Consider the following 24,627-nt stretch of genomic DNA (forward strand, 5'->3'; position numbering starts at 1 on the left):
GACTGTAAATTCTTAAAGAACCGTGTTGCTGCTGTTGAAGCGTTGTGTTCATCAGCACAGAAGCGAGATTATGAAGTGTTTCGTTTATCTCGTCAACCCCTCGTTTTTACTTCACATTTGCATGCGCCGTTTCGCGAGGGACCGAACTATAGCAAGCCGCTCACAGCTTTGGCAAGAGGTAAAATAATAATCTTTCGTTTCATACGCCTCCTCCATGTCGATCTCCCCTACTCATAATGAAGCGCTGTCCGCCCAACTCGATCGCGCTATTAATAACAAGACCAAGCCACTGGGCAGCCTGGGAGTGCTGGAGGCGTTGGCCAAACAGATCGGCCTGATACAGAACCGCACCGATATCAGCATCGCCAAGCCAGCCATATTGGTGTTCGCCGCCGACCATGGCGTGGTGGCTGAGGGCATCTCCGCCTATCCACAGGACGTAACGTGGCAAATGGTGGAGAACTTCCTTGCCGGCGGCGCCGCCATCAACGTCTTCGCGGCCCAGAACAACTGCGCGCTGTGCGTGATCGACGCCGGCGTCAATCACGACTTCGGACCGCGCGACGGCCTGACCGACCGCAAGCTGGCCCACGGCACCCGCAACTTCGCGCAGGAACCAGCCATGAGCCGCGACCTGTGCGACACCGCGCTGGCCGCCGGCATGGCGTTGGCCGCGGAGTTGGAAGGCAATGTGGTCGGCTTCGGCGAAATGGGCATCGGTAACACCACCGCTGCCGCCGCGCTGATGCACAAGCTGACCGGCATCCCGGTAGCGCAATGTGCAGGCGCCGGCACCGGCCTGTCGGCCGATGGCATCCTGCATAAGCAGCGCGTGATCGAAGCGGCCGTCACCAGACACGCCGCGGTCACCGAACCGCTGGACGTCCTCACTACTTTCGGCGGACTGGAAATCGCCATGATGGCGGGCGCCATGCTGAAAGCGGCCGAGCTGCGCAAAGTGCTGCTGATTGATGGCTTCATCGTCACCAGCGCGCTGCTGGTCGCCGCCCGCATGCAGCCGGCCATTCTGGATTACTGCGTGTTCGCACACTGCTCCAATGAGAACGGCCACCGCCAGATGCTGGAGACGCTGAACGCCAAGCCATTGCTGCATCTCGGCCTGCGCCTCGGCGAAGGTACTGGCTGCGCACTGGCGCTGCCGCTGCTGCATGCCGCCGTCAACTTCCTGAACCAAATGGCGACTTTCGAATCGGCGCAAGTCAGCGAGAAGTCCGAGTAATGCATCAACTCCGCCTGTTCTTCACCGCCCTACAGTTCTTCACTCGCCTGCCGATTCCGGGCTGGGTGGGTTTTGATCCCGCGTGGCTGAACCAGGCGTCGCGCTACTTCCCGCTGGTGGGTGTGGTGGTGGCCGTGATCACAGCCGCCACCTACGCGCTGGCGGTATGGCTGCTGCCTGCGCCGGTGGCCGTCATCCTCTCCACCGCCGTCGGCATCTACGCCACCGGCGCATTCCATGAAGACGGCTTTGCCGATATGTGCGACGGCTTCGGCGGCGGCATGACGCCGGAGCGCGTGCTGGAGATCATGAAGGATTCGCGCATCGGCGCATATGGCGCGATCGGTATTATTTGCATGCTGGGTCTGAAGCTGACCACACTGGCCATGCTGCCACCGCTGGCCGCCATCGGCGCGCTGCTGGTGGCACATCCGCTTTCTCGCCTGATGGCGACTGCGCTGATCTGGCGTCTCGACTACGCGCGTGCCGAAGGCAAGGCCAAGCCGCTGGCGCAGAAGATGAGCAGCACCGAATTCCTGATCGCAGCCACCACGGCCGCCATCCCTGCCCTGGCCGTCATTGCGCTGCGCTGGCTGCCCGCCGCCGCGCCGCTGGCCGGCGTAGTAACCGCTGCCATCGCCACCATCTGGCTGGCGCGCAAATTCGTGCGCCGCATCGGCGGCTACACCGGCGATTGCCTCGGCGCCGTGCAGCAGGTCAGTGAAGTGATGTTCTATTTGTGCGCGCTGGCTTGCCTGCCACGATGAAGCTGATACTGGTCCGCCATCCGCAACCGCTGGTCGCACCCGGCGTCTGCTACGGCAGCACCGACCTCGCGGTCGCACCGGAGCAACTGGAGCGCACACTGGCCGCCTTGCAGCTGCCGGCCGGCCTGCCCATCTACTCCAGCCCCCTGCGCCGCTGCGCCGAATTGGCGGCGCGCCTGAGCGCCGACGTCATTCATGACGCCCGCCTCGCCGAGATGCACTTCGGCGCCTGGGAGATGCAACCATGGGATGCCATCCCACGCGCCGACATCGACGCCTGGGCCGCCGACATGGTCCACTACCGCCCCGGCGGCGGCGACAACGTGCTGCACATGGCCGAGCGCATCGCCGCCTTCCACGACGAATTAAAAGGCGATGCCATCATCATCTGCCACGCCGGCACAATGCGCCTGCTGCGCGCCCGCCACGCCGGACTGCCGCCTGCGGAGATGGCCCTGCAAGCCGCCCAAACCGCCCATCAAATCCCCTACGGCTCCACTTTGACCCTTTAAACCCGTATAATGTGCGGGTTTTGGTGCTCGCGCGTCTGTTCAGATGCGCAGTTAAACGGGAAACACGAAGCTCCACAAAGCCAACGTGTGCTGCCCCCGCAACGGTAAGCAAGTGTCGCCGCTGTACGCGACAAACCGCCTCTGACAACCACTGTGCTTCGGCATGGGAAGGTAAGGCGGTCTGACTTGTTAGCCCGGATACCGGCCAAATCAGGTGGAAGCGGGCGCGCCCCGCTTCTGTTCACAATTGGCCTACGGGGACGTCGGCCGGTTGCTACTAACAGAAAAATGATCATGACCTTTCGTACCTCCCGCCCTGCGGCCCTGACGTCGCTGGCGCTGGCCATGGCTGCCTGCTATGCGCACGCCGAACCGGCAGCCCCGCCGGCCGGCACCGTCGTCGTTACCGCCACCCGCACGCCGCAGCCGCTGGCCAATGTCATCAGCGATACCATCACCATCAGTGCCGAGCAGATCGCCGAATCCGGCGCCGGCTCCATCGTCGACTTGCTGCAACGCCAGCGCGGCATCGAGATCGCCCGCAACGGCGGCGCCGGCACCGCGTCCAGCGTTTATATCCGCGGCGCCAACAGCAATCAGAACATCGTGCTGGTCGACGGCGTGCGCATCGGCTCCTCGACCACCGGCGCCGCCAACTGGAGCGCCATTCCGCTGACCGCCATCGACCATATCGAAATCGTCTACGGCCCACTGAGCTCCCTGTACGGCGCCGATGCCATCGGCGGCGTGATCCAGATCTTCACCAAGAAGGGCAAGGGCGCGCCAGCGGTGACGGCCTTCGCCGGCTACGGCAGCGACAAGACGCGCGAAGCCGACGCCACCCTGTCCGGCGCCACCGGCGGTGAGCACAGCTTCAGCTACGCCATCAGCGCGGGCAAGGAAAAGTCGGACGGCTTCAACGCCACCCGGCCTGGCCTGTCTTCCTACAACGCGGACCGCGACGGCTACGACAAGGAAAACGTGTCCGGCCAATTCAGCCTGCAACTGGCGCCGGGCTATGAGGCCGGCGCGCTGTTCTTGCACAGCAAACTGGATTCGCAGTACGACAACGGTTCCTCGGCCTTCAACGTGCGCAGCACCGCTTCGCTGGATACGGCCGCCGTCTACGGCAAGGCCAAGTTCGTGCCGGACGTCGACACGCTGGTGCAGTACTCGGAAAGCCGCGACAAGGGCCAGAACTGGGGCGGCGCATTGGCGTCCAATTACTCGCGCATCGACACCAAACAGACCGACATCACCCTGCAAAACGATATCCGCATCGGCGACGACGTGCTGCAAGTGCTGTACGACCATCGCAAGGAAGAAGTGTCGACCAACGGTTCCAAAGACCTGAACCGCGACCGCACCACCAACTCGTGGGCCGCTTCGTACAACGCCCGCCGTGGCGCCAACCTGCTGAATGCCGCCGCCCGCCGCGACAAATCGGTCTACGGCTCCAAGACCACCGGCTCGCTGGGCTACGGTTACGACTTCACGCAGCAGCTGCGCGCCACCGCCAGCTACGGCACCAGCTTCCGCGCGCCGACCTACAATGAACTGTACTACCCGGGCTACGGCAATACAGGCAACAAACCGGAACAAGGCAAGAACGCCGAAATTGGCCTGCGCTGGGATGATGGCGTGAACGCGCTGAGCGCCAACTACTACCACAACAAGCTGACCGACCTGCTGGTCAACACCACGCCTTGCCCGTTCGGCATCGACGGTTATGCCTACGGCTGCGCCTACAACGTCAACAAGGCGACGCTGGAAGGCGTGACTATCGCCGGCGCCACCAAACTGGCCGGGGTGAATCTGGCTGCCAGCATCGACCTGCAAAATCCAAAAGATGACACCAGCAACAAGCGCCTTGCACGCCGCGCGAAAAAACACGGCAACGTGACCGCCGATTACCGCATCGGCGCGCTGAAGCTGGGCGCGGAGCTGGAGTTCTCCGGCGACCGTTTCGACGACGCCGCCAACAAGAACCGCTTGGGCGGCTATGGCCTGGTGAATCTGTTCGCGACCTACGCCATCACAAGCGACTGGTCGGCGCTGGTCCGCTGGAACAACATCGGCGACAAGCAGTACGACCTGGCCCGCAACTACGCAACGCCGGGCTCCAAGGTGTTTGCCGGACTCCGTTACGGCTACAAATAATGGTGTAACCTGCCGGGGGTGAATGTCCTTCCCCGGCAGTTTTTTTGAAAGCAGTGCATGCATTCTTTCTCCCGCAATCTGCGCCAGCGCGCCACCCTCACCCTTGCAGGGTTGCTGCTGTTCGCGTTTGCCAGCCTGGTTTTCTCGGGCATGACCGGTTCGGTCTCGATTCCTCTTTCCGATATTCCCGCAGCGCTGAATGAGCTGCTGCATGGCCAGTCCTCGACGCTGGCAGCCACCCTGCTCGATTTGCGCGTGAGCCGCGCGGTTTCCGCTTTCGTCACCGGCGCCGCGCTGTCGTTGGCCGGCGTCATGATGCAGGCGCTGTTGCGCAATCCGCTGGCCGATCCTTATGTCCTCGGCTTGTCGGCCGGCGCCTCGGTTGGCGCCCTGGCCGCGCTGCTATTCATGTGCGCCGCCTGGATGGTGGATGCCGCCGCCTTCGGTGGCGCGGTCGCGGTCTCGATGATGCTGTACGTGCTGGCCCGGCGCGACCTGCGCGGCGGCACGGCGGCCGAAGGCGGCACCTCGCTGTTGCTGCTGACCGGCGCCATCCTGTCCTCCGCCTGCATGGCGCTGGTGACGCTGATGCTGTCCATCGCGCCTGAAAGCCGTCTGCGCAGCATGGTGTTCTGGATGATCGGCGATTTGTCAGGCACGCAGATACGCTGGATGCCGTGGGTGGTGCTGATCGCCGCGCTGGCGTTCGCGCTGCGCAGCGCGCGCTCCATGAATGTGATGGCGCTGCACGCCGAAGCCGCCGCCACGCTGGGCATCCGCGTGGCTACGTTGCGCAAAGGCCTGTTCTTCGTTTCCGGCCTGCTGACCGCCAGCGCGGTGACCTGCGCCGGCAGCATCGGTTTCGTCGGTTTGATCGTGCCGCATGCCTGCCGCTTCGCGGTGGGGCCAGATCATCGCATCCTGATTCCGGCGGCCACGCTGGCGGGCGGCACCTTCCTGCTGCTGGCCGACACGCTGGCCCGCACCGCCATCGCGCCGCAGCAGCTGCCGGTGGGCGTGGTGACAGCGCTGATCGGAGCACCGGTGTTCCTGTACCAATTACACAGGTTGCGCAAATGATGATCAGCACCCATAAACTCTACCTCGGCGTCGGCCAGCGCCAGCTGGTGTCCGATCTGGAATGGCAGGTGCGCGCAGGCGAATGCTGGAGCATCATCGGCCGCAACGGCGCCGGCAAGAGCACTCTGTTGCGCGCATTGGCGGGACTGCGCGCGCCGGAGGCCGGCCACGTGGCGCTGAACGGACGCCCATTGCCGGAGTGGCCGCTGGCCGAACTGGCGCGCCAGCGCGCCTTTCTGGCACAGAGCCGCAGCGACGCTTTCTCTTACAGCGTGATTGAAACCGTGCTGTCCGCACGCCATCCGTATCACGATAACCGCTACTGGGAAGACAGCGACGATCACGCCATCGCCGTCAAGTCGCTGGAAGCGATGGAAGTGGCCGACCTGGCTGCGCGCGATGTGCGCACGCTGTCCGGCGGTGAACGTCAGCGCGTGGCGATTGCCGCCATGCTGGCGCAGGACACGCCGCTGTTGCTGCTCGACGAACCGGCCAATGCGCTGGATCTGGCGCATCAGGTCAGCGTGATGAATATCGTGGCGCGCCTGTGCCGCGAACAGGGCAAAACCGCCGTCATGATCGGCCACGATCTGACACTGGCGCACAGCGTCTCCACCCACGCGCTGCTGCTGAAAGGCGATGGCCGCTGGCTGGCCGGCACCACGGCCGACGTTATGCAGGCCGACATCCTGACCGAATATCTGGGCCACCCGATCGAAGTGATCCGGCACGGCAAGCGCAGTATCTTTATCCCCAACGAGGAAATCCTATGAGCGACGACATCAACGAACGTCACCGCGTGCGCATGGAGCGCAAGAAAGCCATCATCGACGCCAAGATCGCCGCCGCCGACAAGCAGATCGGCATCATCATCGTCAACACCGGCAACGGCAAGGGCAAGAGCTCCAGCGCCTTCGGCATGGCGATCCGCGCCATGGGCCACGGCATGAAGGTGGGCGTGGTGCAGTTCATCAAAGGCGCGCTGCAAACCGGCGAGGAACGCTTCCTGCGCCGCTTCCCGGAAGAGATCAGCTTCCACGCCATGGGCGAGGGTTACACCTGGGAGACGCAGAACCGCGAGCGCGACATCGCCAAGGCGCAGCTGGCATGGGAGCAGGCGAAGAAGTTTTTGGCCGATCCGCAAATTGGGCTGGTGATCTTCGATGAGCTGAACATCGCCCTCAAATACAAATATCTCGACGTGGACGTTGTGATCAACGACCTGCTGGCCCGCCCGGCCATGCAACACGTCTGCATCACCGGCCGTGGCGCGCCGCCTGAATTGATCGAGATCGCCGACACGGTCACCGAGATGGAAGTGATCAAACACGCATTCAAGGCCGGCATCGGCGCGCAGGCGGGGACCGAATGGTAAAAGCCGTCCTGGTTGCCGCCGTCTCCTCGGGACAAGGCAAGACCACCATCACCGCCGCGCTGGCGCGCAAGCTGGTCAAGCTGGGCCAGCGCGTGCGCGTATTCAAATGCGGCCCGGACTTTATCGACCCGATGCTGCTGGAACGTGCCAGCGGCGCGCCGGTGCGTTCGCTCGACCTGTGGATGGTTGGTAAAGACCTGTGTAGCCAACAGCTGGCGCAAGCCGCCACCGAAGCGGATGTTATCCTGATCGAAGGCGTGATGGGCCTCTACGACGGCACGCCCTCCTCCGCCGATCTGGCGCGCGAATTCGGTGTGCCGGTGCTGGCGGTGATCGACGCCGGCGCCATGGCGCAAACCGCCGGCGCGCTGGTGCACGGCCTGCGCGACTACGGCCCGGTCGACATGGCCGGCGTCATCGCCAACCGCGTCGCCAGCGAAGGCCATGCGAAGATGGTGGCGTCCTCGCTGCGCGACATTCCGCTGTTTGGCACCCTGCCGAAGCAGGCCAGGTCACTGCCGGAGCGCCATCTCGGTCTGGTACTGCCGGGCGAGGTGAATGATATCGACCAGTTGCTGGACGATCTGGCCGGCGAGCTGGTGTTCGATACAGCAGCTTGGGACAAGCTGCCGCCGGTGCGGATCGAGGCGATGCCGGCGCCGTTGCCGCCGCCACTGCTGGCCGGTAAAACCATCGCCATCGCGCGCGATGCGGCCTTCATGTTCCTTTACCCGGCCAATCTGGACATCCTGCGCGCCATGGGCGCGACGCTGAAATTCTTCTCGCCGCTCGCCGACGAGACGGTGCCGGCGGAAGCCGATGCGGTGTATCTGCCCGGGGGCTACCCTGAACTGCATGCCGAACAACTGTCGCAAGCGCACAACTGGACCGCGTCGATCCGCGCGGCGCACGCGGCGGGGATGCCCATTCTGGCAGAATGCGGTGGCATGATGGCGCTGGCCGAAACCCTGGCCGACCAATCCGGCGCGATATGGGAAATGGCCGGCCTTCTGCCCGGCGCTGTGGCTATGCAGCCACGCCTGGCAGGTCTTGGTTCGCAGGGGCTGCCCACGCCACAGGGCGTCCTGCGCGGTCATACCTTCCACTACTCCAAACTGGCGACCGGGCTGGCGCCGGCCGCGTACACTATCAAGCATCCCTCCGCTATACAAGGTGAGGCCTGGTATCGCGCAGGGTCGTTATCGGCTTCATATTTTCACGCATACTTTGCATCCAATCCGGCGGCGAGCGCCGCCTTGTTCATGAAGGGAGTGTGACATGACACGTACACTGGTTCTGGGCGGCGCCCGCTCCGGCAAAAGCGCCTACGCTGAACGGCTGGCCGCCGAATCGGGCAAGGAGGTGGTCTACATCGCCACCGCCACGTCCGGGGACGAAGAGATGGCGGCACGCATCGCGCATCACCGCGCCGGCCGGCCGCACGAATGGATCACGGTGGAGGAGCCGCTGGCACTGGGCAACCAGCTGCTGCGCTGGTCCTCGCCGGACCGCCTGATACTGGTGGACTGCCTGACGCTCTGGCTGAACAACCTGCTGTTCAGTGGCGGGCAGGAATATCCGGACGTCGGCGAGATCAAGCTCCCTGCCCTGTTTCACGAACAGCAGGACATGCTGGCCAGCGCCCTGACCAAATGCGCCAGCGACATCGTGCTGGTATCGAACGAGGTTGGGCTGGGCATCATGCCGATGGGCGCCGTCTCGCGCTGCTTCATGGATGAACAGGGACGCCTGAACCAGGCCGTCGCCGCCATCTGCGATCGCGCGGTGTTCGTTGCCGCCGGCCTGCCGCTGGTCCTCAAAGGATAGCCGTGCTGAGTGGACTAAGTTTTTCCACCATCGCGTTGCTGATGGTGGCTGCTGTAATGCTGGACCTGTGGTGGGGCGAGGTGCGCCGCTGGCATCCGCTGGTCGGTTTCGGCAACCTCGCCATGGCGCTGGAGCGCCGCCTGAATCGCGAAGGACCGCTGCGTTTTGCGCGCGGCGTGCTGGCGTGGATGCTGGCCGTGCTGCCCCTGACCGCGCTGGCCACGTTGTTGGTGTGGGCACTGGCCCTGCCGGCCGCGCAAGCTGCCGCTCACACACTGATGCTGTATTTCGCCCTCGGCCTGCGCAGCCTGCGCGACCATAACCTGCCGATCGCCGACGCGCTGGCGCGGCACGACCTGCACGACGCGCGCCGCCTCACCTCCTGCATTGTCAGCCGCGATACCACCAGCGCCAGCGAAATCGAACTGACCAAGGCCAGCGCCGAGTCGCTGCTGGAAAACGGTAACGATGCCGTCTTTGGCACGCTGTTCTGGTTCATGCTGGCCGGCGGTCCCGGCGCGGTGCTGTTCCGGATGGCGAACACGCTGGATGCGATGTGGGGCTACCGCACGCCGCGCCTGCGGCAATTCGGCTGCGCCGCCGCCCGTATCGACGATGCGCTCAACTACCTGCCGGCGCGTTTGACCGCGCTGTCCTACGTGCTGCTGGCGCCCGGCCTGCAAGGCAAGCGCCGCGCATGGCAATGCTGGCGCGCGCAAGCGCCGGCGTGGGACAGCCCGAACGCCGGCCCGGTCATGTCCAGCGGTGCCGGTGCGCTCGGCGTGCAGTTGGGTGGCGCGGCGATTTATCACGGCGAGGTCGAACATCGTCCAACGCTGGGCGAAGGCCCACAAGCCACCGGCGCGGACATCAATCGCGCATGGCGGCTGGTCGCCCGCACCACCGCACTCTGGCTGGGCGTGGCCTGTGCCGCCGCCGCACTGATGGAGGTCACACATGCTTGAACATGGCGGCAATCTGCGCGACGCCGCAAAACGCTTCGGCCGCGACGACTGGGTCGATCTGTCCACCGGCATCAATCCGCGCTGGTATCCCGCGCCTGCGCTGGAAGGCAATGCCTGGCATCGCCTGCCGGAACCCGATCCCGCGCTGACTGTCGCCGCGCAAGCCTACTACGGCGCGCCGCACATGCTGCCGGTGGCAGGCACGCAAGCTGCAATTCAGACGCTGCCCCGCTTGCGTGCGCCATCGCGCGTGGCTGTCAGCGCGCCATCATATGCGGAACACGCGCACCACTGGGCCGGCCATGGCCACACGCTGACGCTGACGCCTTACGATGAACTGGAAGCCGCCGTCGCGCATAATGACGTGGTAGTGGTGGTCAATCCAAACAATCCCACCGGCACAGTGGTACCGGCCGAACAACTGCTGCAATGGGCCGACCAACTGGCCGCACGCGGCGGCTGGCTGGTGGTGGACGAGGCCTTCGGCGACACCATGCAGCACAACAGCGTGGCCGCGCACACGGCGCGCCCCGGCCTGGTCGTCCTGCGCTCCGTCGGAAAATTCTTCGGCCTGGCCGGCATCCGGCTCGGTTTCGTGGGGGCGCACGCGGACCTGCTGCGCGATCTGGCCGACCTGCTGGGTCCATGGACCATCAGCGGCCCGGCGCAGCAGATCGCCCTGACCGCGCTGACGGACCACGCCTGGCAAGCCGACACACGCCGCGAACTGCACGCCAGCGGCGCACGCCTGCGCGCGTTGCTGGCCGCGCATGACATTCGCTCCAGCGGCACACCGCTATTCCAGTGGTGGGCCGAAGCGCAGCCGGAGGCCTTCTGGCAGCACATGGCGGAACGCGGCATCTGGGTACGCCTGTTCACGCAAGCGGCACGCGGCATCCGCCTTGGCCTGCCACCCGACGAAGCGGGCTGGCAACGCCTGCACGCAGCACTCACTGAATGGACCAATCGATGAAAAAACTGATCCTCGCCTCCGCCCTCTTCGCATCGGCGGCAGCCAGCGCCGCGCCCATCTCCGTGCGCGACGACGATGGCAATGTCGTCACGCTGCAAAAGCCCGCCCAGCGCGTGATCGCCATGGCGCCGCACGTGACGGAGCTGCTGTTCGCGGCCGGCGCGGGCGACAAGATCGTCGGCGCCGTCACCTATAGCGACTATCCGGAAGCGGCGAAGAAAATCCCACGCGTTGGCGACAACCGACTGATCGACATGGAACGCGTGGCCGCCATGAAGCCCGACCTGATCGTGATCTGGATGCACGGCGGTTTCGAACGTCAGATCGAAGGCTTGCGCAAGCTGGGCATTCCGCTATTCCACAGCGAACCGACCAAACTGGAAGGCATCGCCGATAACGTCGAACGTCTCGGCCAGTTGATGGGCACCGAGGCCGTGGCCAATCCCGCCGCCGCCGACATCCGCGCGCAATTTTCCGCCATGAGCAAACAGTACGCCAATCGCCCACCGGTGCGCCTGTTCTATCAGGTGTGGGACAAGCCGCTCTACACCCTGAACGGCAAATCCATCGTCAGCGATTCGATCCGTCTGTGCGGTGGCGTCAATATCTTCGCAGACCAGAAAACCACCGCGCCCATCATCAGCATGGAAGCCGTGCTGCAAGCGAATCCCGAAGCCATCTTCGGCACCAGCGAAAAAGACTACGGCAGCGTCGATCTGTGGAAGCCCTACGGCACGCTGCTGGCAGTCCAGAACAACAACCTGTTCCGCCTCCAGGGCGAGCTGCTTAACCGCGCCGGCCCGCGCATGGTGGCCGGCACCAAAGCCCTGTGCGAGAAAATCGAAGAAGCCCGACAGCACCGCAAGAACTGATATGCCGTTTCCTTATCAAACCCTTATGGTGCAAGGCACCACCTCCGATGCTGGCAAAAGCACCGTCGTCGCCGCCCTGTGCCGCCTGCTGAAAAGGCAAGGCGTGCGCGTGGCGCCATTCAAGCCGCAGAACATGGCGCTCAACAGCGCCGTGACGGAGGACGGCGGCGAAATCGGCCGCGCGCAAGCGCTGCAAGCCATCGCCGCCGGCGTGCCTGCGCACACCGACATGAATCCCATCCTGCTCAAGCCATCGAGCGACATCGGCGCGCAAGTCATCATTCATGGCAAGGTACGCGCCGAGATGAATGCGCGCGACTACCACCAATACAAAACCGTCGCCATGCAGGCGGTTCTGGAATCGCATGAGCGCCTGCTCCAGCGGTATGACTGCGTGATGGTGGAAGGCGCCGGCAGTCCGGCGGAAATCAACCTGCGCGACCGCGACATCGCCAACATGGGCTTCGCCGAAAAGGTCGATTGCCCGGTGGTGCTGGTGGCGGACATCGACCGAGGCGGCGTATTCGCCCACATCGTCGGCACGCTGGCCTGCCTGTCGGAGAGCGAACGCAAACGCACCATCGGCTTCGTCATCAACCGCTTCCGCGGCGACATCAAGCTGCTGGAACCGGGCCTCGAATGGCTGGAACAGCAAACCGGCAAGCCGGTGCTGGCGGTCCTGCCCTACCTGCATGGCCTGTTCCTCGACGCCGAAGACGCGGTGCAGCCGGTGCAAGCCGCACGCGGCGCTTTCCGCGTGGTGGTCCCCAGTCTGCCGCGCATGAGCAACCACACCGACTTCGACGCGCTGCGCGCCCATCCCGACGTCGACCTGCGCTTCGTGCGTCAGGGCGAGCCGATACCCGCGGCCGACCTGATCATCCTCCCCGGCAGCAAGAACACGCGCGGCGATCTGGAATGGCTGCGCGCCTATGGCTGGCCGGAACAGATCGCACGCCACCTGCGCTACGGCGGCAAGGTGATCGGCATCTGCGGCGGCTTCCAGATGCTGGGTCGCGAGGTGACCGACCCGCTGGGCATGGAAGGCAAGGCCGGCGCAACGGCCGCCCTCGGGCTGCTCGACATGACGACCGAGATGCGCCCGGAAAAACGGCTGGCGCAGGTACAAGGCGTGTGCGCGTTCGATGAAGCACAGGCCCCCGTCAGCGGCTACGAAATCCACATGGGCGTCTCCACCGGCAGTGCCTTCGCCACGCCGGCCTTCACCATCGACGGCCGGCCAGAAGGCGCGCTGTCGGTGGACGGCCAAATCCTCGGCACCTACCTGCATGGCCTGTTCGACACGCCCCAAGCCATCGGCGCCCTGCTGCGCTGGGCCGGGCTGGACTCGCAAAATACGGTGGACACCGCCGCCCTGCGCGAAGCCAGCCTGGATCGCATCGCCGACGCCACCCAGCCATTACTCGACGCCCTGCTCAAACTGAAATGAACCAGCATGCCTATACCGACGCCGAAATCTCCGGCGTCTACCGCGCCATCCGCGAGCGCCGCGACGTGCGCCACTTCAAGCGCGGCCCGCTGGAGCCGGGCCAGTTGGAACGCTTCCTCACTGCGGCCCACCATGGCCCCAGCGTCGGCTACATGCAGCCATGGCGTTTCGTGCGCATCACCGACGCCGCGCTGCGTGCCCACATCCACGCGCATGTGAACGAGGAACGCATCAAGACAGCCGAAGCACTGGGCCGCCGCGCCGAAGAATTCATGCGGCTCAAAGTGGAAGGCATACTGGAATGTGCGGAAGTGCTGGTGGTGGGGCTGATCGACAAGCGCGATCAATACGTATTCGGCCGCCGCACCATGCCGGAGATGGACCTGGCTTCCGCCGCCTGCGCGCTGCAAAACTTCTGGCTGGCTGCGCGCGCCGAAGGTATCGGCGCCGGCTGGGTGTCGATGTTCGATCCGCGGCAACTGCGCGACATCGTCGGCATGCCCGAAGGCAGCCAACCGATCGCCGTGCTATGCGTCGGCCAGGTGCACGAGTTTTACACCGCGCCCATGCTGGAGCTGGAGAAATGGGACCAGCGTCGCCCGCTCAGCGAAATCCTGTTCGAGAACAGCTGGGATAACAAGGCTTAAGTCGTGCACTCCTCGATGCGGCGGTTACCCGGTCCCGCCAGCACACGCAGGCTGCGCTCCGTCGCCGCCGTGAATTCGTGCTTGAACACCGTATCGACAAAACGCCAGTCGCAGCGCACCTGCTCATGGCTGGCGGTGACGATCATGTAACCGCGCTTGCTGGTCTGGGCGTAATACAGCGGTTCGATCAGATCCACCATCATATTCGCCACGTCCTCCGGATCGCGGTCCGGATACGCGCCCTCCATGCCCGGCGATGACACCGACGCCGTGGCAAACTCCACGCCCACCTGCCGGCCCTGCGCGTCGCGCAGATCGCTGGCCCAGGCGTTGTGCGTGTCGCCGGCCAGCACCACCAGATTCTTGCGATGCTTCCGCATCATCTCGAACACCTGCTCACGGTCTGCCTGATAGCCATCCCACGAGTCCAGATAGCATGGCAAGGTCGGTGCCGACAGCCAGCGCTGCTGCTTCGGTGTGACGCAAGAGGGATCGGCCGCCGCGCGCTTTTTCAAGGCCGAGTAATCGGTACAATTGCATTCGCCCATCACCACTGGCGTCGGATACTCCATACGCGCCATCAGCACCTGCTGACCCAGCATCTGCCAGCGCGCTGACGAACGGGCCACCTGCCCTTCCAGCCACGCCATCTGCTCGCGGCCTATCATCTGGCGGCGCGGCGAGCACACGTCCTGCTTGTACTTCTCCACGTCGAAGTGTTTATGTTCGTCGTAGTAGGAAGACATCATCAACTGCTGGTCGCGCCCGATCAGGCGCGTATCGAGCATATGCAGCGAGACGATGCCGCCGAAATCGAAAGAGCGGTAAATCTTGTCCGGCGTCGCCGCATCCGGCACGCGGATCGGCATCCATTCATGGTAGGCGGTCAGCGCCGCCAGCTTGCGCAGCGCAAACGGTCCGTACTTGCTGGCCTTGTGGTCGACCGAGCCATCGCGCCAGGTATCGTCGGCGAATTCGTGGTCGTCCCACACGGTGATGAAGGGCATGGCCGCATGTACTGCTTGCAGATCCGGATCGGAACGGTATTGCCCATAGCGGCGGCGGTAATCGTCGAGGCGCAGCAGCAGTTCGCGCGGCTCGGACACGCGGCCCAGCGCCTCCGCGTTGCCGCAGGCGTAGCCCGTGCTTTCGTATTCGTAGATGTAATCGCCGATGTGCAGCGCGGCGTCGATATCATCCTGGCGTGCCGCATCGGCATACACGTTGAAATAACCGGCCGGATAATTCGAGCAGGAGAACACCGCCAGCCGCACTTGCCGGGCATCGCCGCGCGCCAGCGTCTTGGTGCGGCCCACCACCGACTTCTCGCCATCGACCGCAAACTGATAATAGTAGACGTGACCCGGCAGCAGCCCGGCCGGGTCCACCTTCACCGTGTAATCCTTTTGCGCCGACGTGACCACGCTGCCGTGCGCAATCACCTGCCGCATGGCCGGATCGGTCGCCAGCTGCCAGCGTACTTCAACCTCGCCTGCGCGCGCCGGCGTCACGCGCGTCCACAGGATCACGCGGTCGCTGAGCGGATCGCCGCTCGCCACGCCATGCTGAAAGCCGGCCGCGATGCTGTCGCCCACGCTGCCGGCGGTACTGGTGCAGCCGGCGACACTCAGCAGCGCCGTCGACGCGACCATCTGGCGGATAAAAGTACGGCGTCCCTCCATGCTACTCTCCCTCGGGCCATAGCGATGACCGCAACTTACGCCCACTACGTGACGCGCTTATGACCGTTGTGTTTATTTTGTGTGACAATCTCCCTTATGAACGCCGATGCCGCCAAGCGCTACCTGCCGTGGGTAGTCGCCACCACCCTCTTCATGGAGCAGCTGGACTCCACCGTTGTCAACACCGCCATCCCGGCGATGGCCGCCAGCTTGCAAGTGACGCCACTGAGCCTGAAGGCCGTGGTCACCAGCTACATCCTCAGCCTCGCGGTCTCGATCCCCATCAGCGGCTGGATGGCGGACCGTTTCGGCACGCGCCGCGTGTTCATGACGGCGATTGCCATCTTCACCATCGCCTCGGTGCTGTGTGGCCTGTCGGTCAACTCGCCGATGCTGGTGGCGGCGCGGCTGATGCAAGGCTTTGGCGCCGCCATGATGATGCCGGTGGGGCGTCTGACCATCGTGCGCACTTATCCCAAGCACGAGCTGCTGGTGGCGATGAACTTCGTCATCATTCCGGCGCTGATCGGGCCACTGCTTGGCCCCACCATCGGCGGCTTGATCGTGCACTGGCTGACCTGGCGCGACATCTTCTTCATCAACGTGCCGGTAGGCCTGGTGGCGATTTTCCTCGCGCACCGCTATATGCCGGACTACCACGGCGACGCGCCACGGCCATTGGACTTTATCGGACTCGTTTTGTTCGGCACCGGCATCGCGCTGCTGTCATGGCTGCTGGAGGTGTTCGGCGAACATAAGCTGGATGTGACCTCGGCCTCGGTGCTGCTGTTCATCGCTTGCGCCCTGCTGGCGGCGTATGTGTGGCACGCGCGCGAAGCGCCGTTCCCCCTGCTGCGATTGGAACTGTTCAGGATACGCACCTTCCGCGTGTCGGTGCTGGGCGGTTTTGTTACGCGCATCGGCGTCGGCGGCCTGCCCTTCCTGCTGCCGCTGCTGTATCAGCTGGGCCTCGGCCTGCCGGCCTGGCAATCGGGCTTGCTGATGATGCCGTCCGCCGCCGCGGCCATGGGCATGAAGATGATTTCGGTGCGGGTGCTGGGCCGCTTCGGCTATCGCCAGGTGCTGACCGTGAACACGCTGCTGATCGGCCTGACCATCAGCATGTTCGCCTTCGTCCACCAAGGCACGCCACTGTATGTGATCGTGGCGATCAGCCTGTGCATGGGCTTCTTCAATTCGCTGCAATTCTCCAGCATGAACAGCATCGCCTATGCGGATGTGGACAGCTCCAATTCCAGCATGGCCAGCACCATGGCCAGCTCGATGCAGCAGCTGTCGATGAGCTTCGGGCTGGCGGCAGGTTCGCTGGTCACCGGCTGGTTCCTGGGCGACCTGCCACAGTCCAACCGCGCGGCACTGACCTCGGCCCTGCACCACGCCTTCATCACGCTGGCGGTATTGACGGTGCTGTCCTCGTTCACCTTCTGGTCCTTGCGCAAGACCGACGGTGAAGCCATCAGCCAGGCGAAGCGACCGGGCGAAGAATCAGCCGATTGATATAGGGGTCCAGCACCAGCGGACCTTGATAACGCTCCGGCGCATAGCGGTAGGCATAGCTGGGCAGCAGCGAATACTGGATCTGCAACATCAGGCGCGGTTGCAGCGCCGGCGCCGTGCCCTTGTGGATGCCGGCCGTGTCGACCGCAAAGCAAAAGCCGCGCGTGCCGATGGCGGTCAGCAGCATGTCCGCGCTGTGGGCGTTGGTGATTTCGCTGTCGCTATAGAAGCGCAGACGCATCGGCGCCTGCGTCAAATGGCTGCCGTGCAGATAGACGTGCGGCCCGGCGCCGTCGTCCACGTCGGTCAGGTAGACCAGCACTTTCAAATAGCGCCAGTCCTCGGAATCGCGATGAAACGCTTGCAGCGCGCTGTTGTCGCCCGGCACCGGAAACGACCAGCGCAGGCCCAGCGCGGAGATGGTGGGCTTGCACGCCATGTAGCGCGCCGCCAGCCCGAGCAGCGCCGGGCTGTTGGCCAGCGCCAGGATGTGCGGACAGGCGATGACGTCGCGCAAATGATAATCGGCCACGCGTACCGCGTCCGGCCGCTGCGCCAGCGTGAAGCCGGCGCGCTCGCAATCGCGGTCAATCAGCAGCTTATCGGCCAGCCAGCCGCGGATATCGTCGCACTGGCCGCTGTCGAGCAGATTGCCGAGCGGCGCGTAGCCGCTGAGGTGCAAATCCATCAACGCAGCCTCTTCGGCCGGCGTGGCCGCATGCAGTTCCCTGCCCGCGCCCTGGCGCAGCCGCACCGCCGCGCTCAGCGCGCGCACCACCAGCCGGCGCAGCGTGGGATACGTCACGATGCGCTGGCTGTAATACAACAGGCTGTGGAGCGGGGCAAAACGGCGGCCGGGCTTCAGCTGCGCATATTCCATCGGGCTTTCCTCCCAGAGTCACCTCTGAGAAGGTAACAACCCGGAAGCCAGCCCGCTTTGATGTGGGCTAAACCTTGGTGCGGCGACGTGCAATCGCCCCCACCAGCGCCAGGCCGGCAAACAGCATGGCGTAAGTGGATGGCTCCGGCACGGCCGCCACTTTGGTGTAGGTACCGTCGAAGGAATAGGTCGCGCCCAGGCCGTTGATGTGGGTGGCGCCGATCAGCGCCAGGAAACTGGCGTCCGACGAGTAGTCGCCCAGCAGGCGGAAGGCGTAGGCGGTGCCGGCTTCGGTGAAGGTCAGGGTCTTGCCGTCCACCACCGTACCCAGCTTGCCAAAAGTCAGCGTCGAACCGCCCAGGAACACTGCCGAATCCGAGCTCAGCGTCAGGCTGGCGAAGCCTTGGCCATCGGCGCCGGCGTTGCTGAGTTTCAGTGTGCCGCCGTTGAGGATCAGCGCGCTGTCGGCCGACAGGCGCTGGGCGCCAACCAGCGTCAGCGCGCCACCGCTCAGTTGGGTGGCGCCGGCATAGCTGCTCACGCCCGAGAAGCTGACGTCGCCGCTTTGCACTTCCACTTTGTTGAAATTGGAAATCGCACCGGTGTAGGCAAAGCTGCCGCCCGCATCCACAGCGAAGGTCAGCGTGTTCTGACTGCCGCTGCCGCCGTTGATGCCGCCCTTGATTTCGCCGCCGGTGACGGTGACGCTGTTGACGCCGCTGCCCAGCTCGATCGCCTTGCCGCTGCTGGCGCCGTCGATGATGCCGCCGTTCACAATCACGGTATTGTCAGCATTGCCCTTGATGGCCGCGCTGGCCAGCCCGCCGCCCTGGATCAGGGCGGCGCTCAGGTTCTGGATGGTGACGGTGTTGCCGCTGGCATTGCCCGAAACCACGATGGCGGAGTCGCTCTGGCCGATGATCTTGCCACCGCTCTGGTTGATGATGGTGGCGTTGGCGTACAGGCCTTCGCGCGTGCCTTTCAGTGCACCGCTGGTGATGTCGTTGCCGGCCAGGGTGATGCCGCGTCCCACCGCGTTGGTGTTGCCGGCGAGGACCTTGCCTTCGATGGTGCCGGAGTTGGTGATGGTGCCGCCGCCCACGCTGATGCCTTCGCTATAGGCCAGGCCGTCGACCGGCGCGCTGACGGCGTTGAGCGAGCGAATGATGCCGGTGTTGGTAATGTTGGCGATGCCGTCCACGTCGATGCCATCGCCGTCGCCGATGATGCCCTGGCCGCTGATGGTGCCATGGTTGGTGATGGTGGCGGCCTGCTTGGCATTGAAGCCATCCAGATTGATGCCCGAACCGTTCAGGCCGCGAATCACGCCGCCCACCTCATTGCTGATGGCGATCTTGAACTCGGAACCGGCATCGATCTGGCCGCCGGTAATGCCGTGGCGCGCGCCTTCGATCAGGCCGGTCGCCAGGTTGAACACTTGCACGCCGCTGTTGTTCTGCGCATCCACGCCATCGGTGCCATCGGTGGCCTTGCCGTTGAGGAGGGTCGACTGGATGATGCCGGCGTTGTTGATCACGCCGTTCAGGCCGGGGCGCACGGCGTCGGCGTCGTTGGCGAACAGCTTGCCGCCGGTCAGATTGTTGACCACATTGGCGCCGGTCACGGCGTTGAAGTCCACTGCCTGCGCACCGCCAACGCTGCCGTTCAGCGAAATCATGGAACCGGAGTTAGTCAGAGTAACCGAAGCGGCCGCCTTGGCCATCTGGATCACGTCGGCATCGGCCGCCTGCATCAGGCCGGAGTTGGTGACCACCAGATTGGTCACGCCGGTGTTGTCGCGAATCACACGGCCACTGCCGGTCTGCTTGATGGTGCCGGCATTGTTCACCGTGGCATTACTGCCGGTGACCGTGATAGCCACCGTGCTGCCGCCCAGGCTCAGCGAACCGCTGGAGCTGACCGTACCGGTCTGGCCGGCGGACAGCGTTTGTGCAGTCGAACTGCTGCCGGTGATGTTGAAATCCGCCGCCATGGCGGCGCTGAAAGGCAGCGAGGCCAGCAACAGGAATTGAATGGCGGAAGATGGTTTAGGCATGGCGTGGTCCCGTTAGCGTTATAAGCAAACTTTCAATATCTCATACCGTTATGACAAGCTTGTGACAATGTTGTGACGCCGCCGCAGTGGCTGTGCGGCGCCCGCGCGCCGGACCGCATGCTGATCAACCGCCAGCAGGTGCTGCTGATTGAACCGGTGAAGACCGATTCGCAAATCGCCAAACTGATCGCGGAGCAGAACGCGGCGCATTGAGCGCGCCCTGCCCCGCAGCCGCGGGCTTAGAACGAGGTCAGCGCCTTGGCGAACTTGATCAGCCACAGGCGGCTTGGACGCTCGACGTCGGCGCCGCGCGCCACGCGGATGCTGTTGGACGCGTTGCAGCCGGCAGCGCTGCTGGTGATGATCACGCCGTTGGCATCGACATTGCACTTGGTGACGTCGGCATCTTCAATCGCCTTGCCGTTAGCGTCGAACACCTTGGTCTTCAGGCCAAAGTCGTTGTCGTTGGCCAGTGCCAAGGTGTTGCCGTCAACGATGGTCAGGCCTTCCGCTTTCTCTGCCAGCCAGCCGATGGCGTTCAGGTCCAGCAGCAAAGTCTTCTTCAGCGTGGTGACGGCTTTCCAGTCGGCGCCATTGACGGCCACGCCGCCCATGCTGCTCTTTTCCAGATCCGACGTGGTCGGGTTGAAGCCAGTGGCGGCGATGTCGGTGGCCGAACCGATTTCAATCAGCATCAACTTGTTGAACACCTTGCCGCTTGGCGCCGCACCCTGCTCGATCACGATGAACTTGCCATTGCCCAGTGCGACCACGTCGCCCAGCTTGGCATTGCCGGTGCGGCCGTCCTGATAGTCGGCGGCGTTCAGCGGATAGGCGTACATCTTGCCGGCCTTGCCAGTGGTTGGATCGAACTCGGTCCAGCGGGTGAAGCGCGCGAAGCGTTCAACCTGCTCGCTCTTGCCGGTGACCGAATAAGTGGCGCTACCGTCCGACAGCGGGCTTTGCAGGAAGCCATGCAGCTTGTCGGTGGTGGTGTCCAGTGCCAGACCTTCCATGCCGCGATTGGCGCGGCGCTTGAGGAAGATATCCGGCAGGCCGCTGCCCGGCGCGTACTTGTTCAGGATGACGCCGGTGGCCGGGTCGATCTTGACGATGAACGGGCCGTACTCGTCCGACACCCACAGCACGTTGCGTTTCTTATCGACGACGATGGCTTCCGTATCGAGGCCGTTGGCGTCAAATACGGCTTTGCTGTTGACGTCGTACTTCATCGTATCCAGCACTGGCAGTTCGGCCGAGTTGCCTACCGTGCCCGGCGGGATGGCCAGGCCGGAAGTCTTCACCGTGGCCGAGGCCTTGATCGGCGTGGACGAGCTCAGGACCGCGCCGGTTTTGCCCACCGTGATCACCCCGAATGCAGGCGTGAAGCTTGGCGATGGGAAGATCTTGGCGCCGGTGGTGCCGCTGCCGCTCAGGGCTGGCAGGTTAGGACCGTCGCCGTTCGGGCCGCGGTCGGTCAGGCCGTAAAACTCCAGGTCGCCATTGGCGTTGGTGCCCTTGAAGGCCAGCGAGGAACCGTAGGATGGCAGGAAGCCCAGCGGAAAATCTTCCTTGACCTTGGCATTCGTGCCTTCGTACGGGATGTAGTAGCTGGTGGCGGCTTGTACCTGATAGCGGGTCACGGTCACCGAGACGGCGCCCAGCGGCGTGGTCTGGTTGAAGGTTTCGTTGACTGGCGAGCCGACCTTGGAGGCCAGCGTGTCTTCGAAGTGTTCGCGCACCAGCGCACGACGGCTATCGTCCACGCTGCGGGCGGCGTACTTGGTACCAGCGGTGGTCAGGTTGGCGGCGAGCGCGGTGTTGAAGGCGTCAGCGGCGGCGTTGAAGTCAGCGGTCTTGCTGGCCAGTGCGGTTTTGACGTCGGCATTCAGCTTGATGCCGTTGGATGGATCGCTGTCGTCGTCCAGCAGTTGCAGCGCCAGCAAGCGATTGACGACCTTGCTGTCTTTCACATCGGTGACGCCGGCAAGTTGCAGCGGCGTGATGGTGGCGGCGCAAGCAGCGCTGCCCAGTGCGATGCCGCCGATGCTGAAGCTGACGGTATCGCCAGCGTAACAGGTGAATTCGCCCTTGGCGTTGGTGCTGGCCTTGGCGGCGGTGCCGGCTACATAGTCCAGGTTTTCCACCGCGCCATCCAGGAAGACACCTGTAACCGGCGTCTTGGCCGGCTCGCTATCGCTACCGCCGCAGCCCGCCAGAACCGAGAACACGGCCAGCGACATCAAGGAAAACTTCTTCATGCTAATCCCCATCTTGGTAGTTATAAGACCAGCAAGCGTAGCGGCCTTGCGTTACCAGCGTATGACGTGAAGAAGTTACCTGGAATCGCTTCCCGTTTCTAAATGCCGGGTGAAAAAGGCGGCAATGGCCTGATCGATGACGGCCAGCCGGCTGCGGTCGAAACCGGGCGGGTCATTCAACATGTCGCCGACCAGACCCGTGAGTCCCGGCGGCAGTGGCGACAGCATGGCGCCGTGACCGGCTGTGGGCAGACCGGCGAGACGGATGCAGCTTGGGCAGGCTGCCAGCACGCGCTCACTGTGAAAGCGCGGAAGCAGCCAGCGGTCCTGGCCGGCAGTGATCAGCGCCAGTGGCATGGGCGGCGTTTTCAGGCTGTCCATATCAAAGTCGGCGGCGGCGGGCACGGCGGCGACGACCGCGGCGATACGGCGGTCGTGGTGCTCGCGGTCGCGCTCATCGCTGAAGCGGTGGCGGATGATGATCAGGGCCAGCCATTTCTTCAGGCCATCCAGCATGCCACCTGTCAGCCGGGTGGCCAGGCCGACGCAGGATTGAAAGTCTTCTTCCAGATGCGCTTCGCAATGCTGCTTGAAACGGGCGGGCGACCATCGTCCACCCGCCATGCTGAGCGCGGTATGGCCGCCGGCGGACATGCCGTACATGCCGACTTTGCTCAGGTCCAGCAAGGGAGCGAAACGGGGATCACGGCCCACTTCATCGATGGCGGTTGATACTTCGGCCGGTCGCAAGGTCCAGCTGTCCGGACCAGGATGGGCGTCGTCGCGGTAATTGTCGCCACGATGGGCCGGCATGGCGACCACGAAACCAGCCGCCACCAGCGCGCGCGCCAGATCAGTATGCACCCACGGACTACCGCCTGAGCCGTGAGAAATAATCACCAGCCGGCCATTGCCGCGTTCGGGCCTGCCTTGTTCGGCCAACTGCATGACGAACTCGCCGCGCCGCATCTGCCGCGCTGGCGAGCTGGAAGGATAAAACAAAGTGATCGTACCAACCTCGTCATGTGCGGGGATGGTCGTGTAGCCCGTATCGGCCAGTACCAGCGCGGGCGCCGTCATCAACGCCAGCAAAAAAGCAAAGCAACGCATAAGCAGTTCCTTGTTCTCGCCGGATGCGGCTGCATCCGGTCGCGTTGACTATGGCGTTGCGTGTGCTGGGCGTCTCGCCGAATCCTGAATTTTCAGGATTCGGCCATATTCTCTTTGCGGAATTCACTGGGTGTGAGGCCGGTCGCGGCTTTGAATGCACGATTGAATGGACCGATCGACTGGAAGCCGGCGGCCAGAGCGATGGTCAGCACCGGCAATGCGCGCTGCGCAGGATCGGCCAACACGGCTTGTGCTTCGCGCAGACGGAATTCGTTGATGTAGGTGTTGAAGTTGCGATGACCAAGCTGCTTGTTAATCACGCGGCGCAAACGATATTCCGGAACCTGAAGACGAGCAGCCAGCGCCGCCACAGTCAGCTCACCGCCGCGATAGGCCTGCTCTTCAGTCATCAAGCGATGCAAAGCCGCAGCCAAGGCGTCATCCCGCGCCTCGGGTCGCGGCAAGGCGGCGACTGGCTCGGGAACAAGCTCAGTCTGACCTAACCGCACCATGTGGAAGGTAGCGAGCGCAACGACGATCAACAAAGCCGTGATGTCATACAGCGCAGGTGCGCCCTGCCACGGCTTCGTTTCATGCTGTAGCCGCAGCACCAGCGTCACCGCAGAATAGGCAATACCGCCGATCACAATCACCGCACGCAAGGTACGGCGCTGTTCAACCAAGTCGGAGCGCCAGTGACGCAACGCGACCGCAGCGGCAAGAAGCGCACAAACAAACGGAACCAAACGCACCACCAGCAGCGTCAGCCAGCTATGCATCAAGCAGTTTGCCGCAGTCACCAGCAGCACGCACGCCCACAAAGCGCCATGCACAGGGCGCAGCACGAAGTCGTCATCAAACAAAGCATGAGCGAGCAGGCAAAACAACAAGGCATTACCAACAGAGATGGCGATAAACGGCATCTGCCATAACCGCGGCATCTCGGCCTCAAACATGGGTGTGGAACTAAAGACTTGCACGCACAAGCCCAGACACAAAACGATGCCGAGCTTGAGCAACGGAATGCGGCCGCGCTCCCGCCATAGCACGGCAATCAGTATCAGCAGCAGGGAGAGCGACATGCCGCGCAGCGCGGCATCAAGCAAGATGGGCATGCGGAAGTATAAACGCAAAAAGGCCCGCTCACAGAGCGGGCCTTCTCGGCTTATAACTAGCTTGACGATAACCTACTTTCACACTGGTTGCAGCACTATCATCGGCGTAGAGTCGTTTCACGGTCCTGTTCGGGATG

At 64.0% G+C, this 24,627-nt stretch carries 23 protein-coding genes and 1 riboswitch; of the genes, 17 read left to right on the plus strand and 6 right to left on the minus strand.

Annotated elements, in window-relative coordinates:
* The 15 genes from GM676_RS31895 to bluB all read left to right on the plus strand — a co-directional run.
* The coding region (locus GM676_RS31895; RefSeq protein WP_211923317.1) for a hypothetical protein at positions 1-237 on the plus strand (237 nt) is incomplete at its 5' end.
* The gene (gene cobT, locus GM676_RS29440; protein WP_155468051.1) at positions 215-1,240 is read left to right on the plus strand and encodes a nicotinate-nucleotide--dimethylbenzimidazole phosphoribosyltransferase; all 1,026 of its coding nucleotides are present in this window, start codon (positions 215-217) and stop codon (positions 1,238-1,240) included. The genes GM676_RS31895 and cobT, both read left to right, overlap by 23 nt.
* The gene (locus GM676_RS29445) at positions 1,240-2,007 is read left to right on the plus strand and encodes an adenosylcobinamide-GDP ribazoletransferase (protein WP_155468053.1); all 768 of its coding nucleotides are present in this window, start codon (positions 1,240-1,242) and stop codon (positions 2,005-2,007) included. The genes cobT and GM676_RS29445 overlap by 1 nt, the downstream gene beginning before the upstream one ends.
* Positions 2,004-2,519, plus strand: coding sequence for a histidine phosphatase family protein (locus tag GM676_RS29450; protein ID WP_155468055.1), 516 nt, complete (start codon positions 2,004-2,006; stop codon positions 2,517-2,519). Before GM676_RS29445 ends, GM676_RS29450 begins: the two co-directional genes overlap by 4 nt.
* A gap of 4 nt (positions 2,520-2,523) precedes the next feature.
* Positions 2,524-2,743, plus strand: a riboswitch (cobalamin riboswitch).
* A gap of 70 nt (positions 2,744-2,813) precedes the next feature.
* Entirely contained in the window at positions 2,814-4,679 is a 1,866-nt protein-coding gene (locus GM676_RS29455; protein ID WP_155468057.1) for a TonB-dependent receptor domain-containing protein, read from the plus strand.
* 57 nt (positions 4,680-4,736) lie between these two features.
* A complete protein-coding gene (locus tag GM676_RS29460; RefSeq protein ID WP_155468058.1) occupies positions 4,737-5,759 on the plus strand; it encodes a FecCD family ABC transporter permease in 1,023 nt (340 codons plus the stop codon).
* Positions 5,759-6,532: an ABC transporter ATP-binding protein gene (locus GM676_RS29465; protein WP_155468073.1), complete on the plus strand. Its 774-nt coding sequence runs from the start codon at positions 5,759-5,761 to the stop codon at positions 6,530-6,532. The genes GM676_RS29460 and GM676_RS29465 overlap by 1 nt, the downstream gene beginning before the upstream one ends.
* Positions 6,529-7,134 (plus strand): cob(I)yrinic acid a,c-diamide adenosyltransferase, encoded by a 606-nt coding sequence (gene cobO / locus GM676_RS29470; RefSeq protein WP_155468059.1) that lies wholly within the window; start codon positions 6,529-6,531, stop codon positions 7,132-7,134. The genes GM676_RS29465 and cobO overlap by 4 nt, the downstream gene beginning before the upstream one ends.
* Positions 7,128-8,411: a cobyrinic acid a,c-diamide synthase CobB gene (locus GM676_RS29475; RefSeq protein WP_155468060.1), complete on the plus strand. Its 1,284-nt coding sequence runs from the start codon at positions 7,128-7,130 to the stop codon at positions 8,409-8,411. The genes cobO and GM676_RS29475 overlap by 7 nt, the downstream gene beginning before the upstream one ends.
* Before the next feature lies 1 nt (position 8,412).
* A complete protein-coding gene (gene cobU / locus GM676_RS29480) occupies positions 8,413-8,961 on the plus strand; it encodes a bifunctional adenosylcobinamide kinase/adenosylcobinamide-phosphate guanylyltransferase (RefSeq protein WP_155468061.1) in 549 nt (182 codons plus the stop codon).
* A gap of 2 nt (positions 8,962-8,963) precedes the next feature.
* Positions 8,964-9,926 (plus strand): adenosylcobinamide-phosphate synthase CbiB, encoded by a 963-nt coding sequence (cbiB, locus tag GM676_RS29485; protein WP_371866408.1) that lies wholly within the window; start codon positions 8,964-8,966, stop codon positions 9,924-9,926.
* Positions 9,919-10,899: a threonine-phosphate decarboxylase CobD gene (gene cobD, locus GM676_RS29490; protein ID WP_155468062.1), complete on the plus strand. Its 981-nt coding sequence runs from the start codon at positions 9,919-9,921 to the stop codon at positions 10,897-10,899. Before cbiB ends, cobD begins: the two co-directional genes overlap by 8 nt.
* Positions 10,896-11,771, plus strand: coding sequence for a cobalamin-binding protein (locus GM676_RS29495; protein WP_170304382.1), 876 nt, complete (start codon positions 10,896-10,898; stop codon positions 11,769-11,771). Before cobD ends, GM676_RS29495 begins: the two co-directional genes overlap by 4 nt.
* Position 11,772: 1 nt before the next feature.
* Positions 11,773-13,221, plus strand: coding sequence for a cobyric acid synthase (locus tag GM676_RS29500; protein ID WP_155468064.1), 1,449 nt, complete (start codon positions 11,773-11,775; stop codon positions 13,219-13,221).
* Complete coding sequence (gene bluB / locus GM676_RS29505; protein WP_155468065.1) at positions 13,218-13,868, plus strand: 5,6-dimethylbenzimidazole synthase; 651 nt, start codon at positions 13,218-13,220, stop codon at positions 13,866-13,868. The genes GM676_RS29500 and bluB overlap by 4 nt, the downstream gene beginning before the upstream one ends.
* Here the strand turns inward: bluB and GM676_RS29510 are convergent.
* Complete coding sequence (locus GM676_RS29510) at positions 13,865-15,550, minus strand: alkaline phosphatase D family protein (protein ID WP_155468066.1); 1,686 nt, start codon at positions 15,548-15,550, stop codon at positions 13,865-13,867. The genes bluB and GM676_RS29510 overlap by 4 nt on opposite strands.
* Positions 15,551-15,646: 96 nt before the next feature.
* Between GM676_RS29510 and GM676_RS29515 the strand changes: the two genes are divergently transcribed.
* A complete protein-coding gene (locus tag GM676_RS29515; RefSeq protein WP_155468067.1) occupies positions 15,647-17,068 on the plus strand; it encodes a DHA2 family efflux MFS transporter permease subunit in 1,422 nt (473 codons plus the stop codon).
* On the opposite strand, the gene GM676_RS29520 is transcribed toward GM676_RS29515, so the two are convergent.
* Entirely contained in the window at positions 17,028-17,948 is a 921-nt protein-coding gene (locus tag GM676_RS29520) for a phytanoyl-CoA dioxygenase family protein (protein WP_155468068.1), read from the minus strand. The genes GM676_RS29515 and GM676_RS29520 overlap by 41 nt on opposite strands.
* A 67-nt stretch (positions 17,949-18,015) precedes the next feature.
* Positions 18,016-20,004 (minus strand): beta strand repeat-containing protein, encoded by a 1,989-nt coding sequence (locus GM676_RS29525; protein WP_155468069.1) that lies wholly within the window; start codon positions 20,002-20,004, stop codon positions 18,016-18,018.
* Between the two features lie 72 nt (positions 20,005-20,076).
* Here GM676_RS29525 and GM676_RS29530 point away from each other — a divergent pair, with 72 nt between their 5' ends.
* The gene (locus tag GM676_RS29530; RefSeq protein ID WP_155468070.1) at positions 20,077-20,217 is read left to right on the plus strand and encodes a hypothetical protein; all 141 of its coding nucleotides are present in this window, start codon (positions 20,077-20,079) and stop codon (positions 20,215-20,217) included.
* 26 nt (positions 20,218-20,243) lie between these two features.
* On the opposite strand, the gene GM676_RS29535 is transcribed toward GM676_RS29530, so the two are convergent.
* The 3 genes from GM676_RS29535 to GM676_RS29545 all read right to left on the minus strand — a co-directional run bounded on the left by GM676_RS29535 (position 20,244) and on the right by GM676_RS29545 (position 24,490).
* Positions 20,244-22,265 carry an esterase-like activity of phytase family protein gene (locus GM676_RS29535; RefSeq protein WP_155468071.1) on the minus strand — a complete coding sequence of 674 codons (2,022 nt, stop codon included), beginning with the start codon at positions 22,263-22,265 and terminating at the stop codon, positions 20,244-20,246.
* 75 nt (positions 22,266-22,340) lie between these two features.
* Positions 22,341-23,375 carry an alpha/beta hydrolase family protein gene (locus tag GM676_RS29540; protein WP_211923318.1) on the minus strand — a complete coding sequence of 345 codons (1,035 nt, stop codon included), beginning with the start codon at positions 23,373-23,375 and terminating at the stop codon, positions 22,341-22,343.
* 92 nt (positions 23,376-23,467) lie between these two features.
* A complete protein-coding gene (locus GM676_RS29545) occupies positions 23,468-24,490 on the minus strand; it encodes a helix-turn-helix transcriptional regulator (RefSeq protein ID WP_155468072.1) in 1,023 nt (340 codons plus the stop codon).
* Positions 24,491-24,627 lie beyond the last annotated feature (137 nt).

It is taken from the genome of Duganella radicis (assembly GCF_009720825.1).
GTDB classification, from domain to species: Bacteria; Pseudomonadota; Gammaproteobacteria; order Burkholderiales; family Burkholderiaceae_D; genus Rugamonas; species Rugamonas radicis.

What these genes read in the sequence shown, in the direction of transcription:
- GM676_RS29540 (WP_211923318.1), bottom strand. Translation starts at nt 23,375, where the DNA reads ATGCGTTGCTTTGCTTTTTTGCTGGCGTTGATGACGGCGCCCGCGCTG.
- GM676_RS29525 (WP_155468069.1), bottom strand. Translation starts at nt 20,004, where the DNA reads ATGCCTAAACCATCTTCCGCCATTCAATTCCTGTTGCTGGCCTCGCTG.
- GM676_RS29475 (WP_155468060.1), top strand. Translation starts at nt 7,128, where the DNA reads ATGGTAAAAGCCGTCCTGGTTGCCGCCGTCTCCTCGGGACAAGGCAAG.
- GM676_RS29445 (WP_155468053.1), top strand. Translation starts at nt 1,240, where the DNA reads ATGCATCAACTCCGCCTGTTCTTCACCGCCCTACAGTTCTTCACTCGC.
- GM676_RS29520 (WP_155468068.1), bottom strand. Translation starts at nt 17,948, where the DNA reads ATGGAATATGCGCAGCTGAAGCCCGGCCGCCGTTTTGCCCCGCTCCAC.
- cobO (WP_155468059.1), top strand. Translation starts at nt 6,529, where the DNA reads ATGAGCGACGACATCAACGAACGTCACCGCGTGCGCATGGAGCGCAAG.
- GM676_RS29465 (WP_155468073.1), top strand. Translation starts at nt 5,759, where the DNA reads ATGATCAGCACCCATAAACTCTACCTCGGCGTCGGCCAGCGCCAGCTG.
- GM676_RS29535 (WP_155468071.1), bottom strand. Translation starts at nt 22,265, where the DNA reads ATGAAGAAGTTTTCCTTGATGTCGCTGGCCGTGTTCTCGGTTCTGGCG.
- GM676_RS29515 (WP_155468067.1), top strand. Translation starts at nt 15,647, where the DNA reads ATGAACGCCGATGCCGCCAAGCGCTACCTGCCGTGGGTAGTCGCCACC.
- GM676_RS29450 (WP_155468055.1), top strand. Translation starts at nt 2,004, where the DNA reads ATGAAGCTGATACTGGTCCGCCATCCGCAACCGCTGGTCGCACCCGGC.
- cobU (WP_155468061.1), top strand. Translation starts at nt 8,413, where the DNA reads ATGACACGTACACTGGTTCTGGGCGGCGCCCGCTCCGGCAAAAGCGCC.
- GM676_RS29455 (WP_155468057.1), top strand. Translation starts at nt 2,814, where the DNA reads ATGACCTTTCGTACCTCCCGCCCTGCGGCCCTGACGTCGCTGGCGCTG.
- GM676_RS29510 (WP_155468066.1), bottom strand. Translation starts at nt 15,550, where the DNA reads ATGGAGGGACGCCGTACTTTTATCCGCCAGATGGTCGCGTCGACGGCG.
- cobT (WP_155468051.1), top strand. Translation starts at nt 215, where the DNA reads ATGTCGATCTCCCCTACTCATAATGAAGCGCTGTCCGCCCAACTCGAT.
- bluB (WP_155468065.1), top strand. Translation starts at nt 13,218, where the DNA reads ATGAACCAGCATGCCTATACCGACGCCGAAATCTCCGGCGTCTACCGC.
- GM676_RS29545 (WP_155468072.1), bottom strand. Translation starts at nt 24,490, where the DNA reads ATGCCCATCTTGCTTGATGCCGCGCTGCGCGGCATGTCGCTCTCCCTG.
- cobD (WP_155468062.1), top strand. Translation starts at nt 9,919, where the DNA reads ATGCTTGAACATGGCGGCAATCTGCGCGACGCCGCAAAACGCTTCGGC.
- GM676_RS29500 (WP_155468064.1), top strand. Translation starts at nt 11,773, where the DNA reads ATGCCGTTTCCTTATCAAACCCTTATGGTGCAAGGCACCACCTCCGAT.
- GM676_RS29460 (WP_155468058.1), top strand. Translation starts at nt 4,737, where the DNA reads ATGCATTCTTTCTCCCGCAATCTGCGCCAGCGCGCCACCCTCACCCTT.
- GM676_RS29495 (WP_170304382.1), top strand. Translation starts at nt 10,896, where the DNA reads ATGAAAAAACTGATCCTCGCCTCCGCCCTCTTCGCATCGGCGGCAGCC.